Genomic DNA, 12689 nt, shown 5'->3' with positions numbered 1-12689 from the left:
AAAGCATTGGACGAAGGCTTGAATTTGCCGCGTTTTCGTTGAAAAGCATGGTGATGACTTCGAGGGGCAACGGCATCGGCGGATGCGGGCGGGGCATGCGGCTCCTTCCGCTATTGACGCTTGCGGCATTTTTGCTGGCCCTGATCCCGACTTCCGTGTCGGCGCAGTTCTTCAGCGACCGGCCGCCGCCGATCCCGCCCGCCTCGGTGCCGGACGTGCCGTCCGGCCCGGCGCTGAACCTGGCGCCGCCGTCCGGGCCCGGTTCGGGGCCCGTTCTGCCCGGTCCGCTGACCCAACCGACCATCGTCCAGCCGTCGATCGCGACCGTGCCTCCGGTGACGCCGCCGGCCGGCTCGCCGACCGCGGGGCAGGCGGTGCTGTCGCTGACGGCGCGGTACGGCAAGGACCTGCCGGTGATCAATGCCGGGCTGGTGTGGCGGGTGTTCGCCGACAAGCCGGATGACAACGGCACCTACAAGCTGATCCGCGAGGAGCGCGGGGCGACGCCCAACGTTGTGCTGCCGCCCGGCAACTATGTCGTCCATGTCGCGCTCGGCCTCGTCAGCGCGGTCCGCGCCGTCAGCCTGAAGTCGGAAACCGACCGCGAGTCCTTCGTGCTGCCGGCCGGGGGCCTGCGGATCGAAGGCCGGGTCGGCTCCAGCAAGATCCCGGCCAACCAGATTTCGTTCGCGATCTACAAGGGCAGCCAGTTCGACGGCTCGGACCGTGGCCCGCTGGTGCCCAACGTGTCCGCCGGCGACGTCGCGCTGCTGCCGGAGGGCACCTATTACATCGTCTCCAACTATGGTGACGCCAACTCGGTGGTGCGCTCCGACATTCGCGTCGCGGCGGGCAAGCTCACCGACGTCACCGTCACGCATCGCGCGGCCGTCATCACCCTCAAGCTGGTCAGCGAGAAGGGCGGCGAAGCACTCGCCAACACCGCATGGTCGGTGATCACGCCGGGCGGCGACGTGATCAAGGAATCGATCGGCGCGTTCCCGCGCGTCGTGCTCTCCGAAGGCGAGTATCGCGCGATCGCCAAGAATGAGGGCAAGGTGTTCGAGCGTCCCTTCAACGTCGTCAACGGCGTCGACGGCGAAGTCGAGGTCGTGGCGCGCTGACGCCCGACCGAATTGCATTTCATGCAGCCGTCATAGTCTCTAACGTGAACTAACCATCGCGCCAATTTGAGCTGTCATAATCGCTGGCGGCGACGCATAGGCTCGCTATTTTTACATGGCGTTAAGCCGCGGCATGACTTGGATGCCACGGGGACTAAAGCGCGCTGAGTTCAAATTGTGTCGTCATCGCGCCTTGGCTTTTTGCTTGAGCATGATCCCTTCGGAAAGCTTGTTTCGCACTTTCCGGATCATGCTCCGGCGTTTGCGTGAACGGGGCGTGCCATGATCATGGCCAACAAGAAATCAGCAAAGACTTCGGCCAAGTTCAATTCCGAGATGTTCGCCGACGTTCCGGTTCTGCAACGCAAGTGGCAGGCGGCAGTCCGTCCCGGTGAAAAGCTGCCGCATTATGAAGACGTGATGCTCGGCAGTCTCGGCCGGCTCGCGGATCACATCGTGCTGCTGCGCAACGTCGACGGCGTGCTCAGCGTCTCGCACACCGGCCGCTATGTCCAGACCTGGCTGAACGACGAGCGCTGGGACATTCCACTCAGCGCGCTGCCGCCGGACTGCGCGACGGCTTTGACCGAAGCCGCCGCGAATGCGCGCGAGAACTGCCGGCCCTATCTCGCGTCGGCGCATTGCGTGCGCGACGGTCTGGTGCGGACCTTCGACGTGCTGGCGCTGCCGACGCGGTCGCGCTGGGGCGGCATCCTGGTCGGCGTCTATGTCAACGAGCGCAATGCGCAGTACAATCTTCTCGATACGATCTTCTCGGCCACCGACGAGGGCGTGCTGTCGCTCGCCGCGATCCGCGACGCGCGGGGCGAGGCGGCCGACTTCCAGATCGTGCATCTCAACCAGGGCGCCGCAAGGCTCCTGATGCAGCCCGCGACCGAATTGCTGTGGCGTCGGCTCGGCGCCGGCGGCAATCCGCTGGCGGCGCCGGCGGTGATGAACCGCCTGCGCGGATTCGTCGGGAGTGGATTCGTCGGCAATGGTCCTGGCGGCCAGTTCGAGATCGACAGCGGCGATCGCTGCCTGCGGCTCGGCGTCACAGCGTTCGGCGACATGCTGTCGCTGACCGTCTCCGACGTCACCGCGCTGAAGCAGCGCGAGCTGTCGTTCCGCCTGCTGTTCGAGAACAACCCGATGCCGATGTGGGTATTCGACGCCGGCACGATGGAGTTCCTCAGCGTCAATGACGCCGCCGTTCAGCACTATGGGTACAGCCGGGAGAGATTTCTCGGCATGACACTGCGCGAGATCTGGCCGGAGGATGAGTGGGCCATGCACAGCGCCGCCTTGCGCGAGGTCGGCGACGTCTATCAATCGAGCCGCGACTGGCGGCACATCAAGGCGGACGGCACCGAGATCCATGTGCTGACCTTCGGACGCAGGGTGGCGTTCGAGGGCCGCGACGGCTATCTGGTCGCGGTGGTCGACATCACCGAACGCCGTGCTGCCGAAGCGCGGATCGCGCACATGGCGCACCATGACGGTCTCACCAACCTGCCGAACCGCGACTTCTACCAGGAGCGCCTGCGCGAGGCGCTGGAGCGCGGCCGGTCCGGCAATCGGCGCGTCGCGGTGATGTGCATCGATCTCGATCTGTTCAAGAACGTCAACGACTCCTTCGGGCATCCGATGGGCGACCGGCTGCTCAAGCTGGTGACGGAGCGGCTGCGCGAGGTGGTCCGCGACGACAACGTGGCGGCCCGTCTCGGTGGTGACGAGTTCGCGATCGTGCTAGCCGCGGATGTCTCGCCGAACGAAGCGAGTGCTTTCGCCGAGCGGCTGATCGATGCCCTGAGCGCGCCCTACAAGATCGACGGGCTCGAGGTCGTGGTCGGCGCCAGCGTCGGGATCGCGCTGTCGCCGGGCGACGGCACGACGTCGGAGGACCTGATGCGCAATGCCGACATGGCGTTGTATCGCGCCAAGTCCGAGGGCGGCGGCGTGCATCATTTCTTCGAGCCGGAGATGGATCAGCAGGCGCAGAAGCGCCGCGACATGGAGCGCGATCTGCGCGCCGCTTTCAGCAACGGCGAATTCGAGCTGCACTACCAGCCGCTGGTCGATATCGCCGCCGACCGCATCAGTGGCTTCGAGTCGCTGCTGCGGTGGCAGCACCCGCAGAAGGGCATGATCTCGCCCGCGGAGTTCATCCCGGTTGCGGAAGACATCGGCCTGATCGTCGCGCTCGGCGAATGGGTGCTGCGCGAAGCCTGCGCCGAGGCGATGAAGTGGCCCGCCGACGTGAAGGTCGCGGTCAATCTTTCGCCGGTGCAGTTCCGCAGCCGCAATCTGGTCCAGGCCGTGATTTCGGCGCTGGCGCATTCCGGCCTGTCGGCGCGGCGGCTCGAGCTCGAGATCACGGAGTCGGTGTTTCTGGCGGAGACCGAGGCCAACCTCGCCATCCTGCATCAGCTGCGCGAGCTCGGCGTCAGCATCTCGATGGACGATTTCGGCACCGGCTATTCCAGCCTGAGCTATTTGCGCAGCTTCCCGTTCGACAAGATCAAGATCGACCGCTCCTTCGTGAAGGACCTGGCGCGGCGCTCCGATTGCCTCGCGATCGTGCGCGCGATCTCGGGCCTCGGCCGCAGCCTCAAGATCACCACGACCGCGGAAGGGGTCGAGACAACCGACCAGCTCGACTGGCTGCGCGCCGAAGGCTGCAATGAAGTGCAGGGCTTTCTGTTCAGCGCCGCGCGGCCCGGGCACGAGATCGCGGCCTTGCTGCGCGGCTTTGCGGAGCGCGCGTCGAAGGCGGCGTAACTCTCCGCTCGTCATGGCCGGGCTTGACCCGGCCATCCATCATTCTTCAGAAGAATCTTTCGGTAGATGGATCGCCTGGTCAAGCCCGGCAATGACAGATCTACGGTTTCAGAACCGCGTCACGATATCCGACAGCACCGGGCGCGGGCGATCCTCGCTCGGCTTGGTCGGCGTGCCGATATGAATCAGGCCGGCGAGCTTCTCGTCCGGCTTCAGGCCGAGACCGTCGAGCACGTCGCGGTCGAAGGCGAACCAGCCGGTCAGCCAGCAGGCGCCGTAGCCGAGCGCGGTCGCGGCGGTGACGATGTTCATGGCGCTCGCGCCGGCCGACAATTCCTGCTCCCACGGCGGCACCTTCGGGTGCGGCTTGGTGAAGGAGACCACTCCGATCACCAGCGGCGCATCGGTCAGGCGCTTCTTCTCGACCTCGATGTCGGTGGCGGGCGCGCCGGGATTCTTGCGGGCAAACACCTTTGCGATCACGTCGCCGGCGCGGCCGCGGGCCTCACCCTCGAACACGATGAAGCGCCAGGGCGCCAGCTTGCCGTGGTCGGGCACGCGCGCGCCGATCGTCAGGATGGTCTCGAGCTCGGCCGCGGACGGGCCCGGGCCGGTCATCTCGCGCGGTTTCATCGAGCGGCGTGTCTTGAGGAGTTCAATGGCATCGGGCACGGAAATGTCCTTCAAGTGGAGTCGTGCCCCCAAGATGGGGCCACGACCAAGCCGACGAAAGCCCGTTTAGACCGATTGTGAAGATCAGGCGACCGATCGCGCCCGTTTCACGTCCGGCGGTGTCGCTTCATCCACCAGCGCAGCGATCGCCTCATCGGTCGGCATCACGGTCTGCCGCTCGCTGCCGAGGCGGCGGACCGAGACCGAATGCGTCTCGGCTTCCTTCTTGCCGACGACGAGCAGGGCCGGGATCTTGGCCAGCGAGTGCTCGCGGACCTTGTAGTTGATCTTCTCGTTGCGCAGGTCGATCTCGACGCGGAGGCCGGCGCGGCGCGCCGCGGCCGCCACCACCTTGGCGTACTCGTCGCCCTCGGAGGTGATGGTCGTCACCACGAGCTGGGTCGGCGCCAGCCAGAGCGGGAAGTTGCCGGCATAGTGCTCGATCAGGATGCCGATGAAGCGCTCCATCGAGCCGCAGATCGCGCGGTGCACCATGACCGGCGCCTTCTTCGAGCCGTCATGATCGATGTAGAACGCGCCGAACCGTTCCGGCAGGTTGAAGTCGACCTGGGTCGTGCCGCACTGCCAGTCGCGGCCGATGGCGTCGCGCAGCACGTACTCGAACTTCGGGCCGTAGAACGCGCCTTCGCCCGGGTTGATCTCGGTGCGGATCCGGTTGCTGCCCTTGGCCTTGATCTCCGACAGCACGGTCGCCATCACGCGCTCGGCGTGATCCCACATCTCGTCGGTGCCGACCCGCTTTTCGGGCCGCGTCGAGAGCTTGACCGTGAGCTCGCCGTCGAAGCCGAAATCGGCGTAGGTCGACAGGATCAGCTCGTTGATCTTGAGACACTCATCGGCGAGCTGCTGTTCGGTGCAGAACACGTGGGCGTCGTCCTGGGTGAAGCCGCGCACCCGCATCAGGCCGTGCATCGCGCCCGACGGCTCGTAGCGATGCACGACGCCGAACTCGGCGAGCCGCAACGGCAGGTCGCGGTAGCTCTTCAGCCCGTGCTTGAAGATCTGCACATGGCCCGGGCAGTTCATCGGCTTCAGCGCGAACCAGCGCTTGTCCTCGGCCTCGTCGCCGGCGGACTGCGCCGCGAACATGTTCTCGCGGTACCAGTCCCAGTGGCCCGAGGTCTCCCACAGCACCTTGTCGAGGATCTGCGGCGCATTGACCTCACTGTAGTCGCCGAGCAGCCGGCGCCGCATATAGGCGATCAGCTGCTGGAAGATGGTCCAGCCCTTCGGGTGCCAGAACACCACGCCGGGGCCTTCTTCCTGGAAGTGGAACAGGTCGAGCTCGCGGCCGAGCTTGCGGTGGTCGCGCTTCTCCGCTTCCTCGATCTGCTTGAGGTAAGCGTCGAGGTCTTCCTGCCTGGCGAATGCCGTGCCGTAGATGCGGGTGAGCATCGGATTGTTGGAATCGCCGCGCCAATAGGCGCCGGCCACCTTCATCAGCCTGAAGGCGTTGCCGATCTTGCCGGTCGACGTCATGTGCGGGCCGCGGCACAGATCGAACCAGTCGCCCTGGAAATAGATCTTGATCGGCTCGTTGCCGGGAATCGCGTCGACCAGCTCGACCTTGAAGGCCTCGCCCTTGTCGCGGAACACCTGCTTGGTCTTCTCGCGATCCCAGACTTCCTTGGTGAACGGCTTGTCGCGCGCGACGATTTCGCGCATCCGCTTCTCGATCGCGGCAAAATCTTCCGGGGTGAACGGCTCGTTGCGGAAGAAGTCGTAATAGAAGCCGTTCTCGATCACCGGGCCGATCGTGACCTGGGTGCCGGGCCACAGCGACTGCACGGCTTCGGCGAGCACGTGTGCGGCATCGTGCCGGATCAGTTCCAGCGCGCGGGGGTCTTCACGGCTGATCAACTCAATCTTGGCGTCGGCTTCGATCGGATCATTGAGATCGGCGAGTGTGCCGTCGAGCGCCATCGCGACGGTGCGCTTGGCGAGCGAGGGCGAAATGCCTTTGGCGATGTCGAGGCCGGTGGTCCCTTTCGGGAAATCGCGCCTCGCTCCATCAGGGAAGGTGAGGGCGATCTTGTTCACGGGTTCTGCGGGTTTGAGGTTAGAGAGGCTGTACTGGAATCCGGACTCGGATTTGGGCGGCGTGTCGGACATTGAAGGCTCCTGTAGCTCACTCCTGCGAACGAGCGCAGGTAAGCGGAAAGCAGCGGTATAGCAGGGGATTTGACGCCTGCAATCCGGCAATATCAAGAAAATGGGCCTCCGGCCGTACCGATTCGAGAGAAGCTCGCCTGCTCCTGATGGCACCAAGCGTTGCGACGTTGCCGATCATCGTTTAACGTCGAAAGTCCACTTTCCCGCCATCGCGCGATCCGCAAGGTTCATGTTTTCCCGTCTCCTGCTTTTCGTGGCGTTGCTTCTGGTCCCGGGCGCCTTGCGGGCGGAAGAAGCACCGGTCGAGAAGGCCGGCTTTGCGAAAAAGCTGACCATCTACCTCGCCAAGGGCCCGGCGAACGCCTGCGGCGCCGGTTGCGATCGCTGGATCGCGATCGAAGGCGAGATCGATCGGGAAGCCGCGCAGCGGATTCGCACCTTCCTTTTTCCCATCAAGGACAGGCACCTTCCGATCTACCTCCATTCGCCAGGCGGAAACGTCGAGCAGTCCTACGCGATCGCGCGGTTTCTGCGCGCACACAAGGCGATTGCCCGGGTCGGCCGCACCACCGTGCCGGCCTGTTTCACGGGCACGCAGACCGATGCTGCCTGCCTGAAGGTCAAGGCTGCGAAGGGAGAAGTCGAGGCCGAACTCACCACGCGCAACGCGATGTGCGTTTCGGCCTGTGCCTATCTGTTCCTGGGCGCGACCGACCGCGAAGTGGCGCCCGACTCGGTGCTCGCGGTGCATAACTCCAGGCTGATGTTTGTGGTCCATGGGAATCCGTCGCCGCAGGTCGTCGCGGATTTCAGGCGGCGCGAGATGGTCAGCGCCGATCGCGACCGCAACGCGTTCCTCGCGGCGATGGGGATCAGCCACGAGCTCAGCGAGTTGATCCGGACCGTGAAGTTCGAGAACCTGCACGTGCTGACGCGGCCGGAACTCTATCGATTTGGAATCGATACGCGGCCGTTGCCGGAAACGCTCTGGGCTGTGGAGAAGGAAACCCGGCCCTATGTCCGCAAGATCGCGCAGCAGAAGAAGGGCGACGGCAGCGCGTTCCGTATGATGGAGTGGCGCCTGTTCTGCGAGAACAAGGATCGCGGGCGGCTGATGTTCGTGCGCGAGTTCGACGAGGGCGCCGCTGGCAAGAGCACGGTGGTGATGATGGCCGGCGCCGCCAAGGCGATCGCATTCGGCAGGTTGCCGGCGCGGTTCGGCAAATACGAGGTCTGGAGCGACCCGGTGGGGTCGGACACCGTCAAGGCGATGCTGGCGGTCCCGCATCTGCAGATCGGCGAAAGCACGCCGTCGTCAGACGGCAAGTCGGATCCGAAGTCCGATTTCAAGCCTGACTTCGCGACATTCGATATCGAAACGACCGGGCTGGAGCAGGGCTGGACGCAGCTATTGGCGTCGTGCCCGGCAACGAGCGCAGGCCCGAAGCCTGCGAGCCCGTCGCCGGCCGCTGTGTCGTCGAGCGTCAACGCGGCGCCGGCCGCATCGCCGTCGCCATGAGCGCAACAGGCGCCATTCAATCACGTGCCATCGATCACGTGCTATGCATTTAGATGCAGTTGCATTGATTTCGAGGTCTGCTATCAACGCGGCGTGAAACGCTTCGCTCCCACCGCATTGATGCTCGGCAATATCGTCACCGGCTGCTCGGTGCTGGCGCCGGCCGGCATGCTGTCGGAGCTGTCCAACGGACTCGGCGTCACGATCCACGCCGCGGGTCTCCTGATCACCTTCGGCGCGATCGTGCTGTGCGTGGGCTCGCCGGTGACGGCGTGGCTGACCAGCCGGTTCGAACGGCGGGCGCTGCTGACGGCGACGCTCCTGGTGCTGGCGCTGACCAACGCGGCATCGGCCTTCGCGCCGGACTACGACAGCCTCTTGATCATACGCCTGGTGATGCTCGCGGTCGGTGTCCTCTACACGCCGCAGGCGGCCGGCACCGCGGCGCTGATCGTGCCGGTGGAAAAGCGTGGCAGCACGATCGCCTATATCTTCCTCGGCTGGTCGCTCGCCGCTGCGATCGGGCTGCCGTTGATCACCTTCATCGCAAGCCGTTACGGTTTTCGCGTGACCTATGGCGCGATCGCACTGACCGGGCTTGTGAGCTGCCTGCTGCTGTGGTGGCGGTTGCCCGGCGGGTTGCATGGCGCGCCGGTCGACTTGAGGACCTGGGCCGATCTCGGCCGCAATCCGACCGTCATCCTGCTGCTGTCGATCACGACGTTGCAGATGTCCGGCCAGTTCGTGGTGTTCACCTTCATGGGGCCGCTGCTCGGCAAATTGACCGGCGCCAACGCGGACGCCGTCGGGATCGTGTTCGCGCTCTACGGCATCTTCGGGTTCGTCGGCATTGCGATCGCAACGCGCATCGTGGATTCCTGGGGTGCCTGGAAGACGTCGGTGCTGTTCACCGTGCTGCTGCTCGCCGGCGTGGCCGGCTGGGCGCTGAGCGCCGGCGCCTACGCATTGATGGCCGCCTCGGTTGCGGTTTGGGGTCTCGGCTTTGCGTCGACCAATTCGATGCAGCAGGTGCGGCTGGTCGGTGCGGCGCACGCGCTCGCGTCGGCGTCGGTCTCGCTCAACACCTCGGTGCTGTATATCGGCCAGGCCATCGGCTCTGCGATCGGCGGATTGCTGTTCGCGCGCGAATGGCTCTACAGCGCGGGCTATGTGGCCACGGCCTTCGTCGCGGCGGCCCTTGCGGTCGTGGTCATGACGCGGCCGCGACAGACGGCGCGCGCTGCCGCAGCCGAGTGAGCCTCTTGCCGTAACGCGCTTCTCTGCGCGAAGCTGCGCCCATCGCGCTCCAATGTTTCTAATCGGCGATCCGGGTCAGGAACGCCTTGAAGCTCACGCCCGGCAGCTGCAGTGCCTCGCCCTCGAAATCGACCATGTCGCCGTTCGCGGTGCCCTTCAGCATCAACGTGATCATGTCGGTCCCGAACAGCGGCCGGAACGCGGGATCGGGATTGTGCCGCTGGGTCGAGACCTTGACGTGAATGCCGTCACCGCGGTCGGTGTAGTTGCCGACGAAGGCAAAGGCCGAGTTGCCGCCGCGCAGCTTGCCGCACGTCGCGTAGAGCACACCGGTGCCGGTGCCATGTACGGTGTGAAATTCGAGCTTGTACAAGCCTTCCTGCAATGCCCACCCCCGTGAAAAATATCTGTCCCAATGGTTACAGCCCATGGTGCATGCGGGATGCAGACAATGCCGCGTGGCGCGGATCGCTCGGTCGTCAACACCACATCGGGTGAGGTCAGCGCATGGTCGGGAGGTTGGCGCTGCGGCTGTTCGCGTTGGGCGTTGGTCGTGGTGCCGGCTTCCAGCTCTGCCGCTAGAGCAGATTCTGATCAGACACGGTCATAACCGGCTGCGGCGAAGAAGTTCAGGCACTTTTGGGCGGTGAAGGCGGTCAGGGCGGTGGCAATAGCGTTGTCCAAAGCCTCGATTGATCTGGCGGCGGCCTTTCGAAGTGCGGCTTTGAGCTTGGCGAAGGCCATTTCGATCGGATTGAGGTCGGGCGAATAAGGCGGCAAATAGAGGAGCTGGGCGCCCACGGCATCGATTGCGATGCCGACCTCGGCGCGCTTGTGTGCTGCGAGATTGTCCATCACCACGATGTCGCCGGGCCTGAGTGTCGGCACGAGGACTTGCGTCACGTAAGCCTCGAACGCCAGACCATCCATGGGACCGTCAAGGACCATCGGCGCAGTCATGCCGGTCGCTCTGAGCGCGCCGACGAAGGTCGTCGTCTTCCAATGACCATGCGGGAGCGCTGCGACACAGCGCTGGCCGTACGGCGAGCGGCCATAGCGCCGCGCCATCTTGGTCGAGGCTCCCGTCTCGTCGATAAACACCAACCGATGGATGCCGATCTCAGGCTGAGATGCCTTCCACGCCGCGCGTTCAGCGGCCACGTCCGGCCGATCCTGCTCGCTGGCGTGCGATGTTTTTTTTGAACGTGATGTTGCGGCGATCGAAGAATCGCCAGACCACGCTCGGCACGAAACGCTCGCCGTGGACTTTGAGGAGATGGTCAGCGATCTCGGCCAGCGTCATGTCAGGCGTAGCCTTGACCAGGGAGAGGATCTCCGCAGCATGACCCTCGATCCGAGCTGAACGTCTGTCTCCGCCCTGCGCTCCCGCCTCACAAGCGCCGGTGCTGCGCCATTCGTTGACCAGTTCGATCGCTGTCGATGGCGCTACGCCGAACCGGCCGGCGGCGCCCCGACAGCTCATGCCTTCCTCTTCCACAGCCCGAATAATGCGAAGGCGAAGGTCCGGCGAGAGCGGCTTAGCCATGGGGGCTGGCCTCCATCACCAGCCCTCAGGGTGAATCACGATTTGCCTCACAAGGGAATCTGGAGGGTTCTGTGAGGTCGCGCTCACGCGAGGGCGCGGCAGGCGCTTATGACGCGACCTCATTGAAGCCGGATTGAACGAAGGCGCGGGAGGCTATTCGCGGTTTTGCAGCTATGGGGATTGTTCGAGATCGCCATGCCCGATCTGCTGGCTCGGCGCGTGAGGCAGAGACACAGGAGTGCGCATCCTGGAAGAGTTGAGATCAGACGCGCTTCGCCTGAGATCGCGATAGGCCTTTTGCTGCATCGGACGGTTGTTGTCGCGCAGTGTGACAGCACGGATTCGACATCGTCCGCGATGATCGAGACGCTGGGAGCGAAATGACGAATGATGATCGTCGTGCACGACATGACTTGGCTCACGATGTGTCGCATCGGAACGGTGATGTTCGAGGGCTGGGGCGTCTGAAGCTATGTCGAAAGCGCTCAATGATGCGCATGACGCCACCACAATCGGGACAGGCAGGAACCTCGGCCCGGGTTTGAGCCTCCGAATCCACAGGCGACGGCTGGCCATCGTTTGGGGCTGTTCGCTCATGATCGAGAAGTTCGCGGCAAAGGGCGAGCTTGGCAGCGCGATGGCGGTTGGCCATGAAGCCGAAGTGGCGGATGCGGTGGAAGCCGTCAGGCAGCGTATGAAGCAGGAAACGGCGAATGAACTCATCGGGCTTGAGATTCATGATCTTTGTCGCGCTGTTTTGGCGATAGTCCTTCCATGAGAAGGCGACATGATCGTCGTCGAGTGCGACGAGCCGGCTGTTGGCGATCGCGACGCGATGGGTGTAGCGGCCGAGATAGGCCAGGACCTGTGCGGGTCCGCCGAAGGGCCGCTTGGCGTAAACAACCCAGTTGATGCGTCGCATGGCGTCGAGGTGGGCCGCAAAGGCAGCCGGCTCGGCCAGAGCTCCGAGATCGCCGAAGAAACGCAAGGCACCGGAGTTGAAGGCTGCCGACAGACGTTTGAGAAAAAGTGTGCGAAATAGTCTGGACAACGGTTTGACGGCCAGGAAGAAGTTCGGTCGGCAAGCGGTCCAGCGCGCGCCATCGGGCGAGAGGCCGCCACCCGGAACGACGCAATGGACGTGGGGATGATGCATCAGCGTCTGTCCCCAGGTGTGGAGGACGGCGACGCCGCCGATCGCACCGCCGAGCCGGCGTGGATTGGCGGCGAGCGTCGTCATCGCCTCGGCGGCAGCCTTGAACAGGATGGCATAGACGACGGCCTTGTTCTGGAAAGCGATCGCGGCGATCGGTGCGGGAAGTGTAAAGACGACGTGGAAATAGGGAACCGGAAGCAGGTCGGCTTGACGCGCGGCGAGCCACGCGGCTCGGGCTCTCCCCTGACACTTCGGACAGTGCCGATTGCGGCAGGAATTATAGGCAACGCGTGTCGTGCCGCAGTCGTCGCAAGCCTGCATGTGGCCGCCGAGCGCCTCGGTCCGGCACGCAACGATCGCGCTCATCACGCGCCGCTCGACCCGCCCCAGATGACCGGCATGTACACGGCGATAGGCGTCGCCATGCCGGCACAGAATATCGGCAATCTCGATGGCGGGCCTGTTGGAGCGGATGTCGGAGCGGGTCATGACCCGCATCCC

The 12689-nt window shown here is 64.6% G+C and carries 9 protein-coding genes; 4 read left to right on the top strand and 5 right to left on the bottom strand.

The genetic code is table 11. From position 1 onward, the window contains the following. Positions 1 to 53 precede the first annotated feature (53 nt). Together HU230_RS18270 and HU230_RS18265 are read left to right on the top strand one after the other, a co-directional pair. Entirely contained in the window at positions 54 to 1124 is a 1071-nt protein-coding gene (locus HU230_RS18270; protein ID WP_176530460.1) for a hypothetical protein, read from the top strand. A 282-nt stretch (positions 1125 to 1406) separates the two neighbouring features. Continuing rightward, positions 1407 to 3905 carry a putative bifunctional diguanylate cyclase/phosphodiesterase gene (locus HU230_RS18265; protein ID WP_176530461.1) on the top strand — a complete coding sequence of 833 codons (2499 nt, stop codon included), beginning with the start codon at positions 1407 to 1409 and terminating at the stop codon, positions 3903 to 3905. 108 nt (positions 3906 to 4013) lie between these two features. On the opposite strand, the gene HU230_RS18260 is transcribed toward HU230_RS18265, so the two are convergent. Together HU230_RS18260 and thrS are read right to left on the bottom strand one after the other, a co-directional pair. After that, on the bottom strand, positions 4014 to 4577 hold the full coding sequence (locus HU230_RS18260) for a nitroreductase family protein (protein WP_176530462.1): 564 nt from the start codon (positions 4575 to 4577) through the stop codon (positions 4014 to 4016). Between the two features lie 84 nt (positions 4578 to 4661). After that, positions 4662 to 6710 carry a threonine--tRNA ligase gene (gene thrS / locus HU230_RS18255; protein WP_176530463.1) on the bottom strand — a complete coding sequence of 683 codons (2049 nt, stop codon included), beginning with the start codon at positions 6708 to 6710 and terminating at the stop codon, positions 4662 to 4664. 229 nt (positions 6711 to 6939) lie between these two features. Here thrS and HU230_RS18250 point away from each other — a divergent pair, with 229 nt between their 5' ends. Together HU230_RS18250 and HU230_RS18245 are read left to right on the top strand one after the other, a co-directional pair. Then, a complete protein-coding gene (locus HU230_RS18250; RefSeq protein ID WP_176530464.1) occupies positions 6940 to 8229 on the top strand; it encodes a COG3904 family protein in 1290 nt (429 codons plus the stop codon). Between the two features lie 120 nt (positions 8230 to 8349). Next, positions 8350 to 9486, top strand: a complete 1137-nt coding sequence (locus HU230_RS18245) for an MFS transporter (protein ID WP_176534973.1) — start codon at positions 8350 to 8352, stop codon at positions 9484 to 9486. Positions 9487 to 9544: 58 nt separating this feature from the next. Here the strand turns inward: HU230_RS18245 and HU230_RS18240 are convergent, their stop codons facing one another. The 3 genes from HU230_RS18240 to HU230_RS18230 all read right to left on the bottom strand — a co-directional run bounded on the left by HU230_RS18240 (position 9545) and on the right by HU230_RS18230 (position 12677). Further along, positions 9545 to 9859: a hypothetical protein gene (locus tag HU230_RS18240; protein ID WP_224943352.1), complete on the bottom strand. Its 315-nt coding sequence runs from the start codon at positions 9857 to 9859 to the stop codon at positions 9545 to 9547. Between the two features lie 221 nt (positions 9860 to 10080). Then, a protein-coding gene (locus HU230_RS18235; protein WP_176529724.1) for an IS630 family transposase occupies positions 10081 to 11032 on the bottom strand; the annotation gives its coding sequence in 2 pieces (ribosomal slippage) (positions 10081 to 10693 and positions 10692 to 11032; 954 coding nt in all). Positions 11033 to 11450: 418 nt separating this feature from the next. Beyond that, positions 11451 to 12677 carry an IS91 family transposase gene (locus HU230_RS18230; RefSeq protein WP_176528572.1) on the bottom strand — a complete coding sequence of 409 codons (1227 nt, stop codon included), beginning with the start codon at positions 12675 to 12677 and terminating at the stop codon, positions 11451 to 11453. Between the last annotated feature and the right edge of the window lie 12 nt (positions 12678 to 12689).

It is taken from the genome of Bradyrhizobium quebecense, from assembly GCF_013373795.3.
Classification (GTDB): domain Bacteria; phylum Pseudomonadota; class Alphaproteobacteria; order Rhizobiales; family Xanthobacteraceae; genus Bradyrhizobium; species Bradyrhizobium quebecense.
Note: the sequence above shows the minus strand (reverse complement) of the source record. Positions and strands in the feature narration are given on the sequence as shown.